Origin of the sequence: Prochlorococcus sp. MIT 1306 (assembly GCF_047304515.1) — a bacterium.
GTDB lineage: Bacteria > Cyanobacteriota > Cyanobacteriia > PCC-6307 > Cyanobiaceae > Prochlorococcus > Prochlorococcus marinus_D.
Genome location: NZ_CP138959.1, coordinates 387,978 through 406,570, shown reverse-complemented (window position 1 = coordinate 406,570; position 18,593 = coordinate 387,978). Strand labels below are relative to the sequence as shown.

The window sequence follows — 18,593 nt, the reverse complement described above, 5'->3', positions numbered from 1 at the left end:
ATCTTTTCTTTTAGCAAAGCTGCAGGGCATGAGTTCATTCTCTCCAGACGATTGGAGCTATTCATGACCAAGGTGAGGCATTGATTTTTCAACCACAAAATCAGCTAAAACCCTTTCACCTCAGCTCTCTGGGATGAAAGGGACACGTTTCGATTGATCTGAGAGTTGCTGGGCTGATCCTGTGGCGTGGGCTGATCCTTTGTCTTAGGCAATGCCAAAACATTAAAAGCCAATGACCAGCGCTCTCCTTCACCTCGAAAAGGCATCACAGAATGAGGTTGCCATGCCGGGAAAACATAAAACTCACCTGGCACTGGCAAAACATAGTGCGCCATTCCCGTGCGAAAACTTTGGATGTGCCATTCCTCAGGGCCATGAAAACAAAGCTGACCATCAAAACTCTCTGGCCTGATCTGAGATGGCACTTGCAGGAATGCAACACCCGAAAAACTTCCACCATGGGTATGGGTCGGGTTGTAATCACCAGCACGTTGGCTGTTCAACCAAACATCCACCATCTGCAGCCGATAGCGGCCTGGTGTCCATGGGCCACGTCCTTGCGGAGGTTGCCGATCAATCACATGACGAATCCAACGTTCACAACCAGGCAAGACAGCTTGATTGCAAAAATTCTGAACTTCTAGTTGCTTGAGAGCAAGCTCTCTTTGTTGGTTGAGTTGCCCAGCCAGCTTCGCCGATGCATCAGGGCTGTTTTCTGGATTCGCGAGCACCTGAGCCGCAAGACTCTGCAGGCTGCTGAGCATTGAGGGTTCAAGCTCCCCCTTGAGGATGGACCTTGGGAAAAGGTCAAGAACATCCATGGTCAGTTTCTTTGCTAGCAACAGTGTGATGCATGCGATACACATTTATGTTCACAATGAACCGATGCTTAGCGAAATTTACGAGCATAAGAAGATTTCAGAGAACTTCTTCCAGTTCAAACCAATCCAACTAAATTGAAAATTTTCACCAGAAGCGATGATGAGCAAAGTGTAAAAGGTACTGCATGAAAGAGAATTAGCAAGTTGCTATTCTTTGAGCTCAAAGAGAAATTTTTAGCCCAGAAGCCTCTCTTTTAAGGCTTTAGCCTCCAGCGATGTTTTCATAGATTGACAGTCATTAAGCGAAATTCCACCCCTAGAATGCCCCAAGAAACCAGAGCATCTCCAACACTCTCTAAGGCAAGTTTCAAGCAACTTCGCAACAAGAAGTGCCATTGATTCCGATAATTGACTCAGCCTTTTCAGCCATGCAGAAAGGCTAAAGACCAAACCATGTCGAGCAACAAGGCACCCCGATTGGTCTCGACTCAACAACACAGAGAACGTGCTACTTAGAGCCGCAAGATTTATCAATTCTGTCGCCAATCTGAAATCGTCAATAAGGGTCTCAGACTTTTATAGACAATTTAATTTTTCAAGGCTGAGACATCTCATCGCCTCATTGCATGCGCCGTCTGTCTCGCTAATGCACCGTCTGTCGCTTCAATAACGCACGATCCCCCGCAACCGCAGCAGCGGCAAGCCCATCGGCAATCGTTGCGATCACCCTGTAGCAGAGCACCGCCGCTAACAAGGGCGCTTCCGGCACCTCAGAGCCCACTCGCAACAAAAGAGTGGCTTCAAAAACCCCTAGCCCTCCAGGCGCTGCAGGAACGACCAAGCCCACAGTCCAAGCCAAGGCAAACGCTGCCAACCATTCCCCCATCGACAAGCTGGTGCTCAGCGAAAACGCCATCACACAACACCAAAATCCAGCAAAGCGAAACGCCACGAAGAGCATCTCCATCGCCAGCGAACTCCAGGGGTAGTCGTCTCGTCCACTGCCCAATGATTCTGCTGAAACAACACCAACCAAACCCGCATCAACCCGATCGAGCTGCTTGGCTTTGGCACGTTCTAAGCGTCTGAGCAGGGGCTCTCTCCAGCGAGGTATCAACAACATTGCTGGCAAGCAACAGGCCATCGCCAAGCCAGACTGCCAACCTCCGAAGGGAACCCAAAGCAGGGCCGCTACGGCCATGAGCAAGGGCTCGAGCAACACAGAAGCCAATGCAGGCCCGGCCCCCAGATGGGGCCTTAGCACCCGCATTCGCTCAACCAAATGCCAGATCCCGCCAGGCAGATACTTGAGCAGATTGCTACTCAGGAAAAGGGGAATCAGTGAAATTTGCCTGGGTCGATGGCCCAACCAACCCACCAACACTCGCCAAGCGAGTGCATTCACCACGAGGCTCGACCAGCTGATCCCCACGCCAAGCACCAGCCACCAGCAGGCCAGGCCACTCAGGGAAAGCTGACGCAACTGTGCCCCATGGCTGACCAATGCCACCACCACAAAGGCAAGACTTGCGAGCGTGATCCAGAGGCGAAACCCACCTGGGAGAGCAACCTTGCCCAGCCAAAACCTCAAACCCCGCCCATGGCGAATCAAGCCTGAGATCACCATGTCCAATCCTCATCTGCAACAAAATCCTCCGAAGCCAACAACACTTCACGGCGTAACTGCTCCAGAGAATGGCCCGTCTCAACACTGAGGCGAAGGAGATCGTCATGCTCCGGCTTGACAGTGAGGATCCCTTGAGGTCGCCGTACCTGCTTGACACGCACTGAGCCCCATGGCGTGGGACAGGATCCCCCACGACGAGGCAGCAACCACCGCCCATGAGAGTGTTCCCGCAACCCCAGAGTCGTTCCCTGAGAGAACCACACCACTCGCAACCCAGGAGCCTGTTCAGCAGTCACCAATGCCTTCACACTTACCCCCTGGCGACCTTTTTTCATCTGCACTTGCTCAGAAACAACATCCAACGCTCCGGCATCCCGCAACTGATCACTGAAAACGGCAACGTCCTCAGGCGTAGCGTCATCAATCCAGGCTTCCTGCACAACCACCGGCTGCCATCTCAAACCAGCCATCTCTTCTTCAGATTGCTCTCTAGCGAAACCATCGAGCTCACAGATTCGCAGGATGTTTGGGCGATCAAGAGTGCGGTGTCCCAAACCCACGCCAATCGCTTTGATTCTTAGCGAGGGAGGCTGACCAAAGCGCTCTGCCAGCACAGCCATCAAGGCAAGCCCCGTCGGAGTGGTGAGTTCACAAGCCGGGAGGTCATCACCAACCTCGAGGCAGATTTGATGTCTTCGGGCTAGTTCCAAAACGGCCGGGACCGGAACCGGCAAGAAGCCATGAGCTGTTGCCGTCTTGCCTCGCCCCGCCGGAGGTACGGCGCAGACAATCTGTTCGGGAGCCAAGTGCTCAACAGCCGCACAAACGCCCACCACATCAACCAAAGCATCGATCATGCCCACTTCATGAAAATGCACCTGCTCGATGGGGTGACCATGAACCGCAGCCTCTGCTTCCGCCAAAGCCTTGAACACCGCCAACACCCTGGCGCGCAAAGGTTCTGACCAATCAGCCTCCATGATCAGCGCTCTGATGTCATGCCAAAGCCGATGAGGAGGCTCCAATTCGAGCCCTTCGACGGATAACCTCAGGCCCCTCAAGCCGGCGCTGCGGTCCTCGGCGACCGTAAGGGCATAACCCTGCTCAAGGCCAAGTCCTGCAAGGGGAGCCTCAATCACGGCCCGAGGCACACCCAGATCCAAAAATGCGGCCAGGAGCATGTCACCAGCCAGACCAGTTGGGCAGTCAACAAACAGGGCCGTCATTGCCCCTGAGGGAGTCCCTTGGGAAACTGACCAAACCAAACATGAACAGAGCGCCAATACAGCTTGTCGACAGCCAAACCAATAGCAATCACGACGCCTAGATAGACAGCCAATGCAGCGAAGGATCTAACACCAAGGCTTAAGCAGAAAGGTTGGATCAACGACATTCAGTTATTGGGCTGGCTACCGCGTCCATCCCTGCGAACAAGGGAACCTCTTCCACCTCGCCCCTTGCCACCGCGAGTAGGCATCGGCCCCATCACTTCATAGTCTTCAAGGTGAAGCTGCTGCCCACGACGTCGCACCTCCAAACTCACAAAATGACGCAGGTTACTGAGGGGCACATCCCCTTTTAATTGCAATTTGAACGGCAATGGTCTACTGCCATCAGCCCTAGGCTTCTGGCGAACCTTCAAAACCAGGTCACCGGTTTCAGGCCTGGTATAAATCAATTCACCACGAATAGAAAAGTAGTCGTCCCCTTGAGGAAGCTGATCTTCAAGTTCCAAGCTGGAATCACTCGAAGACTCTGAATCACTTTCATCAAGCAAGGTTTGTTTCAGGGTGCTGGGCTCCCAGATTCCAGAGATCTGTAGATGCAGATGATCCGCTTCGCGGCAGCGTGGATAGACGACCCATAGATGAGGTTGATCCATTGCCAGATGACGACGCATCAAAGTGAGCACCCGGCCTAGGACAACAGCCTCAATCTCAACCCCTTCAGAATCCACCAGGAAACCTCGAGTGAACTGCTCAGAATCTTGAGGCCGATAAGTGCCTCTTACGACACCGATGGCCCTGTACTGCAACGGCTCAGTGGCCGCAGGAATCGGATGGTCGCGCATCGAAAAAAAGGGCATCCACTGGCCCAATTGGAAATCTAGCCAGCATTCGTGAACCGTCCCAGACTGACCAGGTAATTTTCTGCTCGCTGAAGTGCTTAAGCCCGAAAGGATTTTGCCCTCCCGCGGGATGATCCTTCTGATCACTGGGCTCATTACCGCCTCAGCACTGGCCTGGTTTGGAGCGCAATTGATCGCACCTGAGTCAAGAGCTCTAGGCAATCGGGAGATCCTCAATCGGCAGGTGAAAGATCTGCTAGATCAACAAAATAATGGTGATCTGAACACAGAAGAACAGCAAAAGCTGCTGGAGCGATTGCTGGTCCTAGCTCGCAACGAGGAAGCAATGACCCAAATTGAACTGCTAATGGCCAGGCAGCCAAAAACCTGGTTATGGAAGTTGATGCTCGCGGAACTCAAGCGCGAACAGGGAGATCGCGATGGAGCCCGGAAGGACATCAACCAGCTAATGACCATCCAGCCTCACAACCTCGAGGTCCTGCAACTGAAGATCTTGCTTGACCTAGAGGCCGGGAGAGAAAAAGCCGCCGTTGCTGAACTCAAAAAGAGATTTGAGTCCAAAACGAAAGGCAAGCGCATACCCATAGGGCTTCTCCTGGCAGATTTGCAGCGCCAGACAGGACAAACCAAGGCTGCCGCTGCGCTCTATCGCGTTCTATCGAATGAGTCACCAACAGATGCACGTCCCTTGCTCGCTCTTGCTCTCATGCGGCAGGAGCAAGGCCAAGACCAGCAAGCACAAACTCTGCTTCAAGAAGCTAGAGAACGCCGTAAAAAACCAGGCGAAGCCGATCCCCTGATTGATGGCCTGGCGAGTCAGTGGAGGCTTAACTCAATCCGCACAAAAGGTTCAAACAGTGTCCTCAGGGCTGATTCGCCGAAGCCTCAGAACTCTCCAATTCCAGGGCCTTGAGGGCTGCATCGATTGCATCAGAAGGAACTGTGGCATCGTCCATTGCTGTGGACCTTCGCAAACGATTCATAAGGTCCATCGGATTGGTGGCATCGAGAATCGTTCCTTTGTCGTTGTTCCCCGGAACGGTGTTGTAAAGATCACGCTCCTGAGGTGTCTGATAGTCACCTGAAAGCTGTGCTTCAGCAGGATCGACAACTGTTGTCAGGCTGAGCAAGGCAATTGGCAGTGCAGCCAAACCAAGCTTGCAAAAGGGATTAAGACCTAAGGGGGCTCGGTTGATCAATGACGCATCCCCAAGTTCAGTAAGGCTAATGCTAATTGTCATGGTCAGATTTCCATGACCTGTGCAGATCGCTACCTGGAACGTCAACTCAATTCGCACCCGCCTCGATCAGGTGCAAGCTTGGCTACAGGATGCCCAACCCGATCTGCTTTGCCTCCAGGAGACCAAAGTGGATGATCCGCTTTTCCCTCACGAGGTCTTTGAAGCTCAGGGCTATCAAGTGCACTTTCACGGACAGAAGGCCTATAACGGCGTTGCAATCGTTAGCCGTCAACCTCTCGAAGATGTGCGCCGGGGCTTCACTGGCGAGCTCCCAGAGGATGCCGAAGCCTTGCAACTGGGAGAGCAAAAGCGCGTCATCAGCGCGCTCGTTAACAACATTCGTATCGTCAATGTCTACGTTCCCAACGGTTCCGCTCTGAAATCAGAGAAATATCCCTACAAACTCGAATGGCTGAGCTGCCTAAACCGCTATTTGAGTGCACAAGCGAAACGGGATGAACCCCTCTGCCTCGTTGGGGATTTCAATATCGCCTTGGAAGCAAGAGACATTCATCATCCCGAACGACTAACGGGAGGGATTATGGCTAGCGAGCTTGAAAGAGAGGCTCTTCTAAAGGTTTTAGGAGACCGACTCCACGACGTGTTCCGCGTGTTCGAACCAGATGCCAACCATTGGAGCTGGTGGGACTATCGAAGTGGTGCCTGGGACCGTGATCAGGGTTGGCGTATTGATCACATCTACCTATGCGATGAGCTTCTCAGTCAGGCCAGAAGCTGTGTGATTCACAAACATCTAAGGGGCCATGAAAAGCCTAGTGATCATGCCCCGGTAACCGTAGATCTCAACTGGCCTCCAATTGATGACGATGAGGAGATGTCGGAACTGTTTAGCAATTGAAGGACATGGCTATTTAAGGCAATAGTCGCAGTCAAGGATTCACCTCCGGAGCAGTCAGAATGCCTTGGCTTCTGAAGGCATCTCAAGACCTTCTGAAGTCAAGATGACCTGGCGCCGAGCCGACTCACCACAGCTTTTTGGAGTGGGGAAAATTTTGTCAGGATTGGCCCGTCCATCTGGATCGAAGGCTCTTCGTAGCAGTTTCATTGTGGACAGATCATCCTCTGCAAACATCCAATCGAGATAACAGCGCTTATCAGCCCCAACCCCATGTTCACCAGTGATGCTGCCGCCAACATCAAGACACTCACGCAGAATGGCTGACCCCAGATCCCGAACACGAGACTCCACATCAGGCGTGTCTGCGTTGTAGAGGATTAAAGGATGCAAATTGCCATCGCCAGCATGAAAAACATTGGCCACCGGCAACTCATACTCTCGACTAAGCCTCTCTATTGCCGTCAGCACCCTCGGCAAAGTGCTGCGTGGCACGACACCGTCCTGCACGTAATAGGTGGGTGAAATCTGCCCAACCGCAGCAAATGCTGACTTGCGTCCCTTCCAAAGCAAGGCACGGTCAGCAGCCTCTTCTGCACGACGAATGGTCCTCGCTCCTGCCTTGCTACAAAGTCCACTGGCCTGGTCTGCGGCCACAGTGACTTCCGCCGCCTGACCATCGAGCTCAATCAGCAGCACAGCCGCGGCATCACGAGGGTATTCGTCGAAGCCAAACAGATCATTGACTGCATTAATCATGAAGTTGTCCATGATCTCCATACCCGCAGGTAAAACTCCGGCGGCGGTGACCTGGCAGACCGCCTCGCCAGCAGACTCCATGGTGGGGAAATCTGCGAGCAGCACAGTCACATGTTGCGGCGCCCGCAAGAGCCGCAAAGTGATCGCTGTGGCGATCCCCAGGGTGCCTTCGCTGCCAATAAATGCCCCACGCAGGTCGAGCTCCGCATGCTCCGACAATCCACCACCGAGAAGGGTCACCGTGCCATCAGCAAGCACTACTTCAAGCCCCAGAACATGATTACTGGTGACGCCATATTTGAGACAGTGCACACCACCGGAGTTCTCGGCCACATTGCCGCCGATGCTGCACACCACCTGACTGGAAGGATCAGGGGCGTAATAAAACCCTTCCCCAGCGACCGCCCGAGTCACCCAACTATTGATCACTCCTGGCTGCACCGTAATGGTGTGGTTATCAAGGTCCATCGAAAGGATCCTGCGCATGCGACTGGTCACCACCAACAGCGCCTCTTGCTCGACTAATGCACCTCCCGAGAGCCCCGTACCACTACCCCTAGCGACAAAAGGGATGCCATGGCGATGACAACAAGCCAAGATCTGAGACACCTCCTCAGTGGTCTCGGGCAGCACTGCCAAAGGAGGACAATGACGATCGATGGTTAACCCGTCACAGTCATAAACGAGCAACTCTTGCCGCTTGGAGACCACCGACTTCTTCGGCAAAAATCGCCTTAAGTCCCTGTCTAGAGCAGTCCAGTCGTGGGACACCATGCCCGCGCATCTGTCCAACAACCTAGGCAGCAAACCCAGAAGTAAACGGATGGCCTGACACAGTTCATCCGCTTCTGACCGTTTTGGGTCAAGATGGCGAACGGTTCATATCAGCCACTTGGCTTCGGTCCCTGTGACAGCTTCAGCCTTGAACACCAGCCGCTCCCAGGCGATTTTCAGCGCCGCCCAGCGCTTAATGCCTGGTGGCGTTAGTTCTCCAGTGCGAGCATTCCGCTCCGTAGGCGGCCAACCGATCGTGTTTGACCGCGTAAAGGGTGCCTACGCCTGGGACGTCGATGGCAATCGCTTCATCGACTACATCGGCAGCTGGGGGCCCGCAATCTGCGGCCATGCCCACCCAGAAGTCATCGCTGCGCTACAAGATGCGCTTGAAAAGGGCACAAGCTTTGGTGCCCCATGTGAGCTAGAGAATCAACTAGCTGAAATGGTGATCGACGCCGTGCCCAGCGTCGAGATGGTCCGTTTTGTGAATAGCGGCACAGAGGCCTGCATGTCTGTACTGCGCCTCATGCGCGCATTCACTGGCCGCGACAAGCTCATCAAATTCGAAGGCTGCTATCACGGCCACGCCGACATGTTTTTGGTGAAAGCTGGATCCGGGGTGGCAACTCTCGGTCTACCCGACTCACCAGGGGTGCCCCGCAGCACCACCAGTAACACCCTCACTGCGCCCTACAACGATCTCGAGGCAGTCAAAGAGCTGTTTGCCGAGAATCCTGACGCAATCAGCGGGGTGATCCTTGAGCCGGTCGTAGGAAATGCCGGATTCATTACTCCAGAGCCTGGTTTCCTGGAAGGTTTACGAGAACTCACCCGTGAACACGGAGCCTTGCTTGTGTTTGATGAAGTCATGAGCGGGTTCCGCATCAGCTACGGAGGTGCTCAGGCCCGCTTTGGCGTCACGCCTGATCTAACCACCATGGGGAAAGTGATCGGGGGTGGACTCCCCGTTGGTGCTTATGGCGGCAGAGCCGAGATCATGGAGATGGTGGCCCCCGCAGGCCCCATGTACCAAGCCGGCACGCTGAGTGGCAACCCGCTGGCCATGACTGCTGGCATCAAGACCCTTGGGCTACTCAAGCAAGAAGGCACCTATGAGCGCCTAGAAAGCACTACGGAGCGCTTAATTAACGGCATTCTCGAAGCAGCCAAAGCAGCAGAGGTTCCCATTACGGGCAACAGCATCGGTGCGATGTTCGGCTTCTTCCTTTGCGAAGGCCCAGTACGGAATTTCGAAGATGCCAAAGCAACCGATGCCGAACGCTTCGGCAAGCTGCATCGGGCCATGCTCGAAAGGGGCATCTACCTAGCCCCAAGTGCCTTCGAAGCAGGCTTCACGTCCCTTGCCCATTCCGAAGCAGACATCGAAACCACCCTGAAGGCATTCCGCGAGAGTTTTGCAGCAGTGGCGTAAACAGACAACGAGACTAGAGAGCTGTTCTTACAGCTCTCCTGCGCAAATACAAACGAGCCGAAGCCAAGGTGCTACATCTAGAACTAAAAGTTGAGAAGCGAGAGTTAATTCAATTCTCGTTTTTTAGCAAGCCCTAATTGTGCCTGTGTTCGCGGAGCAGAAGCCTCTCAAGAACAGGAAAAAGCTGGATAAGCAGAGCAGTTATTCACAAGCTTGGACAGACTGTTGATTTGCCTGAGCGAATTTTTGCGTTTGCTGCTCAAAAAACCTTTGGTAAGCAGCTGGCTCAATATTCTGACCATTAGCATCCTTTAGGAACTGCTTATAACTATGCCAACCAGCCTGAGTAATAAAGTAATTAATTCCTTGAACACAAATATCCTCGAAAGGAGAGTCATTATTACCTGCATTTAATTCAGGCAAAGGCCTGCCTGGAAGACCAGAAGAATAAGCCTGCGCAAGGCCGATTAGATCCCCCTCTCCATATTGAAAACCAATCAACTCAAAGCCGATCGGCATCGCTGGACTTGCCGATGTCCAACCAGCAATCAAAGCAATTGCCGGCAATCCGGAGTTTGACGCAACCGGCGATTCCGTTGTGGCTGTGCGATACATATCATCGTAATAGCTTGGGGGTTGCCAAGAACTAAGTGGCATTAGCAAAGCATCAATGCCATCTTCTCGCATCAATCCCTCTACATAGTTTCTATTCTTCTCAAAAGTCTTTAACGCAGAATCATATCGATCGCTGTACTTTGGCGCAATACTTTCCATATAGCCTATGCAGGCTTTCTCGCCTAGCCGTGTGCGACCAGACAAGCATATGTCCTGAAGGCTCCTTCTGGTCGACGCAAAAGAACCTAGGTATTGATCAATATCTTCCGCCTCGCCCGCCATATTATTGGCTCTGTTCGTGTCGAATAACGGCAGATTGATTTCAACAAGTGATGCACCCTTCCTCTCAAGCCTGGCTTTGACCTGATTGAATAGAGCCATTGAAGTCTTGTCGGTGGAGTCAAAGACCTCATTGCCTGCAACACTGCGAATCACGCCAATTCGCCTTCCATTAAGGGAAGCAGTTTTTAAATTATTTGCATAAGAATCTGTGCGCGGTACTTGTTTCGTAAAATGATCATCAGGATCAGATGTGCTTGCTATCGCAGCAAGGCCAAGAGCAAGATCAGGAATCGACCTTGCCATCACTCCTGCGACTCCATCCAGGTTGCCTCTCGGGAGAATTCCTGAATGACTAATCAGCCCCGTGCTTGGGCGAATGGCATAAACCCCGTTGAAGACTGCAGGCACTCTGACCGAGCCACTGTTGTCCGTGCCGATCCCCAACACAGCAAAGTTCGCACTCACCGCAACCGCAGAGCCTCCACTTGAGCCACCGGAATTTTGATTAGGGTCATAAGCATTGCCAATCCTTCCGCTACGACCACTAATTCCTTCCCCACCAGAAGCAAATTCATCCATAGCGGCTTTACCAATAATGATGCCGCCAGCGGCTCGTAATTGATTCACCAAAAAAGCATTACTGATTGGCTGAGAGCCAAGCAAAGCCAACGACCCAGAGGTAGAAGGAGTGTCAACGGTATCAATGTTATCTTTAACAGCAATCGGGATGCAATGCAAAGGGCCAATCAATTTATTGCTTTGTTTAAAATGCCTATCCAGAGCCTTTGCCTGCCTGACTGCATTCGGATTAAGTGCAACAAATGCATTAAGCGGAGCTCCTCTTTCGAGGCTAAAATTATACTTCTTGATTCGATATAGATACCTCTGAATTAATTGCTCACAATCAATCAATCTCTCTTTAAAAGCATCATGAATTGATTCAATTGTAGACTCCTTAATCCCAAATTTCTGACTGCCAAACTGGTTGGCCATAGACTTCTCAGCTATAAGACAAGTCATGCTAATAGCAAGCGCAAGACTTACGCCTTGGTTAAATATCTTCGGCCCCTTCGAATGATTCATGTCTAATACTTAAACAAAGAATTTTACTGCCACTACTATACACACAGCAACATTCACAAGAGCATTCCGTTATCGATAATTTTCAAACTGAAGCGGCACATCTAAATCATCTTCCTTGCTTTTGACTAACTGAATCGCTGCTTGCAGATCATCCTTATTTTTGCCGGTAATCCGCAAACTCTCTCCTTGAATCGCCACGGTCACCTTCTTGAGCTCATCGCGCACGGACTTACTCAACTTCTTGGCGATCTCCTGGCTTAAACCCTTGCGCAGCTTCACCGCCTGCTTCACCCGGCTGCCACCAACCGCCTCCGGCGTCTGAAAATCGAAGATTTTGAGCGAGAGGTTTCGTTTGGTGGCCTTAGCTCGCAGCACGTCCTCCACCGCCTTCAAAGTCATATCGCTGGCAGTGGTGATCAACACTTCGCTCTCTGTTAACTCGATCTCAGTATTTGAATCCTTAAGGTCGTAGCGCTGTCCAACATCCCGACGGACCTGATCCAACGCATTCACCAACTCCTGGCGATCAAAGTCCGAGACAACATCAAAGGAATAGGTCGCCATATCTAGAAACGGTTCTGAGCTCAACCTACCCAACATCTCAGCAAGAGCAGGTCCAACTCGGCCTGATCTTGCTCGTATGAGCGAAAGACTCAGGATTCTTTGCGGTTTGCCCCGATAGCGAAGCCTGCAACCAAGCCAATTCCAGCGCCACCCATCCCAGTCATCAACGCAAAACGATGCTGCGCGGTCATCTGGCCAACGAAGTGAACACCAGCTGCAATCACTCCAAGTCCGCATGCAATCACAAGAACCACATCCAAATTCGCGGGCTTCTTGATCACAGATGAGCCTCCTTCGCTGACCTTGCGGACCTTGGCCTGCGCTTCATCAATCTCCTGCTGGAATTTTTCCAGGTCTCTCTTTGGGTCGTCCATCTCAAATCAAGCGAAGGAGGCGTTGGCGGTGCGGAATTCCGATCGCCCCAGGGATTGCAAGAAGTGGATCAATCCCTTCACCACTGCCTGATACACGGTCCGCTTCTAAACAGAGAGGTCTCTACCATCAACCCACTAACGGTATTGACACAGCCTCGAGAACCTTTGTGTTGAGGAACTCAGCATTTTCAGGCCCCTACTTAGGGCAACTCCCTCCTCACCTTTCACCCGGTCGTTCTCGGTTCCTTGGCCAACATCCAGGCGAAGCGAATTACTGCTGAGAGCGATGTTTAAAACATCTGCCAGAGATAAGAAAACCTGAGAACTAAGCCCAACAAAACAGCTTTGCATCCTTCAGCCAACTCAATTGAAGCGCTAGAGAATCCCCCAGTGATCAGCCTGAGGTTTCCATTCCCATGGAACCGATTGATCCCCATCACCCGGCCACGCAAAGACAGTAGTGACTATTTAGGGATCTGTCATGCGCAAAAACACTGCTCATGGGGCTTCTTTTGCCACTAAGACGGGTAACAACTACTACATATGGAGATGGTGGGAACTCTCGAAAAGGGAGGCTTGAATGGCCCCTCACGATCCAATAAGGAGAAAAAGTCCCATCCCCAAGGCCCGGCTTCATCAGCAAGGTTTTTTTGTTGCTTCTCATGATTTAGATCCTGCAGCAAGGGATGGCTGCTCTGCTTAAAACTCAAGGCAACCAGCAAGCACGCTCACAAAAAACAACCCTGACCTAGCCGAGTGCTTGAGAGCTAAACCAGCTAGCTAACAGCCATCCCAAACTCAGCTATCTGATTTCTGAAAAGCCTTGAGTGCCGAAAGCAAAGCAGCTGGGCTTTGAGGATCAACCATCAAGACACTTCCTGCTGGTGCAGCCGCCATCTGCTCGCCCATAGCCATCCATTCTTTAGCCAATAAAAGCCTCAAAGCCTCCTCCGCTCTGGGGCTGGCCTCCAAAGCCCGAGCAATCTCCAGGGCGGCTTCCGCCTTGGCGCGAGCAAGGGTTGACTGCTGCTTTGCCTGGGCGTCAGCTTCTAGTAACAGGGCTTCCTGCTGGGCGCGAGCATCTAATACCAAGGCTTCAGCCTGACCACGAGCCTCATTGAGCTGAGCCTCTTTCTCGCCCTCGGAACGAAGGATGGCAGCACGTTTTTCCCGCTCTGCTGTCATCTGCTGTTCCATCGCTTGCTGCACCCCTCGCGATGGAACAATGTCTCGCATTTCCACTCGCGTGACTTTGACCCCCCAGGGATCTGTGGCCTCATCCAACTCCTTAAGAAGGCATTCGTTCACTTCTGAACGGGTGGTAAATGTCTGGTCAAGGTCAAGCTTGCCCATCTCGGCTCGGATCTGAGTGAGAACGAGATTCACCATCGCCGCCTGCAGATTATCCACCGAGTAATAAGCACGAGAGTGTTCAAGTAGCTGCCAATACACCACCGCATCCACCTCGATCGACACGTTGTCACGAGTGATGCATTGCTGAGGAGGAATATCCAAAACTCTCTCCTTCAACGACTCGTAACTGACCACCTTTTCAACCATGGGGAGAACAAAAGAAAGGCCAGGCTGCAGTTCACGATCGAACTTGCCGAGCCGCTCCACCAAGCGCGAGCGTCCACCACTCGTAATTTTGACACTGCCACTTCCCAACAAGGCAACGAGCAAAAGAGCTGGCAAACCAAGAAACGCTTCCACAATGTTCTTCCTATGTAGGCAAAACCTAGGTCCGTAAACGAACCACGGCAAAGCCCTTCCAAACAGCTTTCTCTTCTCCAAAGTAGATAGAGAAAGCCCTGCGCCCTATCCCTTGCCTTCTCCCACCTGGATTCCTCTGATCTGGCTCGCCGTAGCTGGCCTACTCCTAGCCATTGAGCTGGCTCAACCGAGCTTCGATGGCTTGATGTTCGCAGCGCTTGGGGCCTTAGTGGTATCGATTTTGACTGCAATCACTCCCATGCCACTGATTGTGCAGATGATCTTCTTCCTGCTGATCACGGTTTTAGGGACTCTCTGGCTAACTCGTTGGTCAGCCCGCCGCAACCCCAGTCCAGGTGGGCTTCGCCAACGCGAGGATATCGCCGAAGTTCTAACGCCAATCCAAGCTGGAGGAGATGGGCGTGTGCGTTGGCATGGGCAAAGCTGGGCCGCCAGTTCGATCGACCTGGAGACTCCCATAAACGCCGGCGATCAGGTCGTAGTGATGGGCCGTGAAGGCACACAACTACAGGTTCTGCCACTGCCGCGTCGCTGAACTCAATCAAAGAACAAAAGACTCACAACCTTGCCCATATCCTCAGCACTGCGACAACTGGTCAATAACGTCTCACTGTCATGGAAAGCAAAGCAGATCAATTGATCACAACGACTGATGATCTCCTGATTGCAAAGACTGCTAGCCATCGGTAACGACAGCTCATCGTGCTCAGGTTTTTCGATGAGATGAAGCACAGAGTCAAGCTGATCGCGAATCTCAGGGGCCTGACGATCAAGGCTCTGGGGAAGCAACACAGTGAGGCAAGAGGCATCCGCCTCCAATACCCCACGGATCACCGCGGCATTCACCCCCTGTGAACCGGAGGTGATCAGAGAATGACCCTCTTGAGCAAGGGAGCGCGCCATCAATTCAACAAGATGAATCGCTACCACCGGCACATGGCGACTGCCGAGCATGGCAATGCGGCGCTTGCCCTTGTCCTGCAAGAGGGCCAGCTCTTGGGCAAGGGTATCGACCCGATCAAGGTCAGGGAGATCCAGAGACTGACTCAAGGACATCCCCATGACGATGGATCGAAGCTAGCAGTGGTCATCGACCCTGCATAGCCAACCCCAGAACATCAAACAAACGGTCCAAGTCACAGTGTTCTTCCACCAATCGGAAGGAATAGGTTGCTTTAACGGCCTCATGCAGTCGCACATGACCAAAGGCCTGCTCAATCACTTCCACGGTAGACAGTGTGTCGTGATCCACCTTGAGTAAAGGAACCTCAAGTTCTTCTGCCCTACTAATCAACTGCGGCAAAGGTTGCCCTGCACCGGTGAGGATCAAGCACTGAGTCGAAGCCTCGAGGGCCGCCAACTGAATATCAGTGCGGTCAGCACCAGTCACCACAGCCATGTTGCGACGACGACGGAAAAATTCCATGGCGGAATTCACATTCATGGCGCCAATACTGAGAGTCTCAACCAGAAGCTCAAGTCGCTCAGAGCAACAGATCACCCGGGCTCCTAGGCGCCTAACCAACTCACCCACAGTCACGCTGCGCAAGAGTGGCGAATGGGGCATCACTCCGAACACCGCCAGTCCAAGTGCCTCCAGGGCAGGCACCACATTGGTTTGTAGATCATCAATTTCATCTGGTTTGACCGCATTCAAAACGATGCCCAGCAGATGATCTCCAAGCTGTTCCTTCGCCGCTAACAAAGCATCGACGCTGCGGCTGTCCTGCCAGAGATGCACCAGCACCACGCGGGCATCCAAGCCATGGGCCAGCTGACCAAGACTGAGACCGTAAAGAAGGCCTTCATGCAAGCTACCCGCTGCTTCAAGAATGGTGAGGCCCTGAGCATGAAGATCGAGCTGCTTGCATAGGTCCTCGAATCCTTTGCCAGCATCCATTTGAGACATAGCCAAACGGTGTTCAGCCGTTGCCTTTGCCAGGAGATGCAAAGAGGGAATCAGCTGATGCTCAGACAAACCCAGGGTTGCACCAACAAAACGAACATCATCATCAATTAAAGGTTCGGGCAGAGGGGCAACTGCGGGATCCCATTCCACACTCGTGGCAAGAGGCTTCCCAAAGCGAATTGGCTGACTCGCCGCTATCAACTGGCGAGCGAGACCAAGAACCAATGCCGATTTACCACTGAATGGCTCACAAGATCCAATCAGCAAGGTCTTGCCCATCAGTGGACTCCGTGTTCCTATAGCTGAGCAATTTAGGCGTCACCCACAGACTCTTCAGAACCCAACAGCAGCCACTTCCAGAATCGATTGGGCAGGTCTCCCTGACCACCAAACTCAGGCCAGTCCATCAACCAATCCACAAGTTGATGCGTAGACACATCAAAGGTGTAGGTCAAAGCTTGGATGTCTGGGAAACACAACTGACAAGAACACAGCTCCAGTGGCGACCTAGCTCCCTGCCAACGAAGAGTGAAGCGATGAACACGACCACCTTGAAGAGGTCGCTCTCCTTTCAATGACCTCTGAGCCAAGAGCCGCAGGGCTCGCTGCAAATCAGCCTGCCTGGAAAGACCACCGCAATAGGGTGCAAACAAGGCCAACTGGGCCGCTTCGGAGGGAATTGGCAACGTCAGTCAACTTGAAGCTCACACCAAAGGATGCCCCAAGCTGAAGAAATGGGACAGATCACAACTCTCAACAACCGCTGGTCAAACTGCCGCATCGGCATCACTGGAGCGAGTGGAAGTCTTGGCAGGGCCCTAACCCAAAAGCTGCGCTCCCGGGGGGCTGTTGTGATCGGATTGACCCATGGACCGATTCCCTCCGCAGAGCCATCAGACGATGCACCCCAGGAATGGGTGCAATGGAAATGCAGCCAAGAAGCATCCCTCAAAAGCACCCTTATGAGCCTTGACGTGCTCGTGATCAATCACGGCATCAACCCGCAGGGACGTCAGACACCGAAAGACATCAAAGCGGCCTTAGAGGTGAATGCTCTGAGCAGCTGGCGCTTAATGGAACTCTTTGAAAGCCTCGCCCTCAACGCAGAACCATCCATACGCCCCCGCGAGCTATGGGTGAACACATCAGAAGCTGAAATCCAACCAGCCCTCAGCCCCACCTATGAAATCAGCAAGCGGTTGATCGGTCAGCTGGTCAGCCTGCGCTGGAACAACCTCACCTCGAATCAACGCAAAGTCTTCAAAATCCGCAAGCTTGTACTTGGCCCCTTTCGCTCAGAGCTCAATCCAATCGGATTAATGTCTGCTGATCTAGTAGCCAGCCAAATTGTTAAACAAGCCGACCTTGGCCTCAATCTGATCATCGTCACCCCCAACCCTCTCACGTATCTGCTGATGCCCCTGACCGAACTAGGGCGAATGATTTACTCCCGATTGTTAGGTAGTGGATCCACAGACAATCAATAACAAGTCAACTCCAGCATTAGTCGCCGCGATCAGTGAGGATGTCGCAGCCATCAGAGGTGACCACGATGGTGTGCTCCCACTGAGCCGAAAGGCTGCCGTCTTGAGTCACAACAGTCCAGCGATCTTTAAGTGTGCGGCAGGCCTTACTACCAGCATTGAGTATCGGCTCCACGGCCAGAGTCATCCCTGAACGCAAAGTGATGTTGGGCAGGTCATCCGTGCGGAAGTTAAAAACGGAAGGCTCTTCATGCAAGTTGCGGCCCACACCGTGGCCGGTGTAATCCTCCACCACGCTGTAGCCATGAGCCTTGACATGATCCTCAACGGCTCCTGCGATATCAAGAAGAGTGTTGCCGGCTCGAATTTTAGAGAGCCCTGCCATCAAGGATTCTTGGGCCACGCGACTAAGTTTCCGCCCAGATTCAGGCACCTCCCCAACGCAGATGGTGATGCAACTGTCACCGTGATATCCCTCGTAGTAAGCCCCGGTGTCGACTTTGAGAAGATCACCGGACTTGATCACTCGCTTAGGACCTGGAATGCCATGCACAACTTCATTGTTGATGCTCGCGCAGATCGAGGCAGGGAAGCCGTGATAGCCCTTGAAACTAGGAGTTGCGCCCATCTCACGAATCCTGCGCTCGGCATAAACGTCAAGATCAGTAGTCGTCTGGCCAGGCTCGGCCATCTCCATGATCTCGCGCAGAACAGTGGCCACGATGTTGCTTGCCTTGCGCATGATCGCCAGCTCCCTTGAAGACTTGATTTCCACCCCTCGACGCTGTTGAATTCGAGGCCCTGTAGCCGTTGCGCGCGCCTCTGAAGTTGAGGCCAGCAGATCAGCGAAGAGGTTCATAGGGCTGAAGAAAAACTGATATGAAAAATCAAATGAACGGTTATCGGCTCTGCCCGACTTCCATCTTTCCATTAGTCACGCTATCAA

Annotated in this window: 20 protein-coding genes; 5 read left to right on the top strand and 15 right to left on the bottom strand. The window is 52.7% G+C overall.

The annotated features are described in order from the left end of the window. Positions 1 to 104 precede the first annotated feature (104 nt). From SIB74_RS02115 to SIB74_RS02095, 5 genes are all read right to left on the bottom strand, one after another. Positions 105 to 821 carry a putative 2OG-Fe(II) oxygenase gene (locus SIB74_RS02115; protein ID WP_063396179.1) on the bottom strand — a complete coding sequence of 239 codons (717 nt, stop codon included), beginning with the start codon at positions 819 to 821 and terminating at the stop codon, positions 105 to 107. Positions 822 to 1,464: 643 nt separating this feature from the next. Then, entirely contained in the window at positions 1,465 to 2,448 is a 984-nt protein-coding gene (locus SIB74_RS02110) for a lysylphosphatidylglycerol synthase transmembrane domain-containing protein (protein ID WP_063396180.1), read from the bottom strand. Beyond that, positions 2,442 to 3,674 (bottom strand): LarC family nickel insertion protein, encoded by a 1,233-nt coding sequence (locus SIB74_RS02105; RefSeq protein ID WP_063396181.1) that lies wholly within the window; start codon positions 3,672 to 3,674, stop codon positions 2,442 to 2,444. Before SIB74_RS02105 ends, SIB74_RS02110 begins: the two co-directional genes overlap by 7 nt. After that, complete coding sequence (locus tag SIB74_RS02100; protein WP_156486131.1) at positions 3,671 to 3,841, bottom strand: hypothetical protein; 171 nt, start codon at positions 3,839 to 3,841, stop codon at positions 3,671 to 3,673. Before SIB74_RS02100 ends, SIB74_RS02105 begins: the two co-directional genes overlap by 4 nt. Beyond that, entirely contained in the window at positions 3,842 to 4,519 is a 678-nt protein-coding gene (locus SIB74_RS02095) for a hypothetical protein (protein WP_197459803.1), read from the bottom strand. Between the two features lie 127 nt (positions 4,520 to 4,646). Between SIB74_RS02095 and SIB74_RS02090 the strand changes: the two genes are divergently transcribed. Next, the gene (locus SIB74_RS02090; RefSeq protein ID WP_063396182.1) at positions 4,647 to 5,450 is read left to right on the top strand and encodes a tetratricopeptide repeat protein; all 804 of its coding nucleotides are present in this window, start codon (positions 4,647 to 4,649) and stop codon (positions 5,448 to 5,450) included. Here the strand turns inward: SIB74_RS02090 and SIB74_RS02085 are convergent. Continuing rightward, the gene (locus SIB74_RS02085) at positions 5,401 to 5,778 is read right to left on the bottom strand and encodes a hypothetical protein (protein WP_369818029.1); all 378 of its coding nucleotides are present in this window, start codon (positions 5,776 to 5,778) and stop codon (positions 5,401 to 5,403) included. The two genes, SIB74_RS02090 and SIB74_RS02085, sit on opposite strands and share 50 nt — an antisense overlap. Before the next feature lie 19 nt (positions 5,779 to 5,797). Here SIB74_RS02085 and xth point away from each other — a divergent pair, with 19 nt between their 5' ends. Further along, positions 5,798 to 6,637: an exodeoxyribonuclease III gene (gene xth, locus SIB74_RS02080; protein ID WP_063396183.1), complete on the top strand. Its 840-nt coding sequence runs from the start codon at positions 5,798 to 5,800 to the stop codon at positions 6,635 to 6,637. Positions 6,638 to 6,691: 54 nt separating this feature from the next. Here the strand turns inward: xth and SIB74_RS02075 are convergent, their stop codons facing one another. Next, positions 6,692 to 8,167 carry an FAD-linked oxidase C-terminal domain-containing protein gene (locus tag SIB74_RS02075; protein WP_231906088.1) on the bottom strand — a complete coding sequence of 492 codons (1,476 nt, stop codon included), beginning with the start codon at positions 8,165 to 8,167 and terminating at the stop codon, positions 6,692 to 6,694. A gap of 133 nt (positions 8,168 to 8,300) precedes the next feature. Between SIB74_RS02075 and hemL the strand changes: the two genes are divergently transcribed. Then, positions 8,301 to 9,602 carry a glutamate-1-semialdehyde 2,1-aminomutase gene (gene hemL / locus SIB74_RS02070; protein WP_231906109.1) on the top strand — a complete coding sequence of 434 codons (1,302 nt, stop codon included), beginning with the start codon at positions 8,301 to 8,303 and terminating at the stop codon, positions 9,600 to 9,602. Positions 9,603 to 9,803: 201 nt separating this feature from the next. On the opposite strand, the gene SIB74_RS02065 is transcribed toward hemL, so the two are convergent. From SIB74_RS02065 to SIB74_RS02050, 4 genes are all read right to left on the bottom strand, one after another. After that, the gene (locus SIB74_RS02065) at positions 9,804 to 11,582 is read right to left on the bottom strand and encodes an amidase (protein WP_063396184.1); all 1,779 of its coding nucleotides are present in this window, start codon (positions 11,580 to 11,582) and stop codon (positions 9,804 to 9,806) included. Positions 11,583 to 11,651: 69 nt separating this feature from the next. After that, positions 11,652 to 12,146 carry a YajQ family cyclic di-GMP-binding protein gene (locus SIB74_RS02060; RefSeq protein ID WP_063396407.1) on the bottom strand — a complete coding sequence of 165 codons (495 nt, stop codon included), beginning with the start codon at positions 12,144 to 12,146 and terminating at the stop codon, positions 11,652 to 11,654. Positions 12,147 to 12,235: 89 nt separating this feature from the next. Beyond that, positions 12,236 to 12,520, bottom strand: a complete 285-nt coding sequence (locus tag SIB74_RS02055; protein WP_063396185.1) for a hypothetical protein — start codon at positions 12,518 to 12,520, stop codon at positions 12,236 to 12,238. 798 nt (positions 12,521 to 13,318) lie between these two features. Then, complete coding sequence (locus tag SIB74_RS02050; protein WP_063396186.1) at positions 13,319 to 14,233, bottom strand: SPFH domain-containing protein; 915 nt, start codon at positions 14,231 to 14,233, stop codon at positions 13,319 to 13,321. A 112-nt stretch (positions 14,234 to 14,345) separates the two neighbouring features. Here SIB74_RS02050 and SIB74_RS02045 point away from each other — a divergent pair, with 112 nt between their 5' ends. Next, positions 14,346 to 14,789, top strand: a complete 444-nt coding sequence (locus tag SIB74_RS02045; RefSeq protein WP_063396187.1) for an NfeD family protein — start codon at positions 14,346 to 14,348, stop codon at positions 14,787 to 14,789. Positions 14,790 to 14,791: 2 nt separating this feature from the next. On the opposite strand, the gene SIB74_RS02040 is transcribed toward SIB74_RS02045, so the two are convergent. Genes SIB74_RS02040 through ebsA form a run of 3 tightly spaced genes read right to left on the bottom strand, consistent with a single transcriptional unit; the run spans position 14,792 to position 16,849 of the window. Beyond that, the gene (locus SIB74_RS02040; protein WP_041374719.1) at positions 14,792 to 15,310 is read right to left on the bottom strand and encodes a DNA recombination-mediator protein A; all 519 of its coding nucleotides are present in this window, start codon (positions 15,308 to 15,310) and stop codon (positions 14,792 to 14,794) included. Between the two features lie 31 nt (positions 15,311 to 15,341). Next, positions 15,342 to 16,442, bottom strand: coding sequence for a phosphotransacetylase family protein (locus tag SIB74_RS02035; RefSeq protein ID WP_063396188.1), 1,101 nt, complete (start codon positions 16,440 to 16,442; stop codon positions 15,342 to 15,344). 32 nt (positions 16,443 to 16,474) lie between these two features. After that, entirely contained in the window at positions 16,475 to 16,849 is a 375-nt protein-coding gene (ebsA, locus tag SIB74_RS02030) for a type IV pilus biogenesis protein EbsA (RefSeq protein ID WP_082818490.1), read from the bottom strand. A 30-nt stretch (positions 16,850 to 16,879) separates the two neighbouring features. Between ebsA and SIB74_RS02025 the strand changes: the two genes are divergently transcribed. Next, on the top strand, positions 16,880 to 17,650 hold the full coding sequence (locus SIB74_RS02025) for an SDR family oxidoreductase (protein WP_063396190.1): 771 nt from the start codon (positions 16,880 to 16,882) through the stop codon (positions 17,648 to 17,650). 16 nt (positions 17,651 to 17,666) lie between these two features. Here SIB74_RS02025 and map read toward each other — a convergent pair whose 3' ends face one another. Further along, positions 17,667 to 18,506 (bottom strand): type I methionyl aminopeptidase, encoded by an 840-nt coding sequence (gene map, locus SIB74_RS02020; RefSeq protein WP_063396191.1) that lies wholly within the window; start codon positions 18,504 to 18,506, stop codon positions 17,667 to 17,669. Between the last annotated feature and the right edge of the window lie 87 nt (positions 18,507 to 18,593).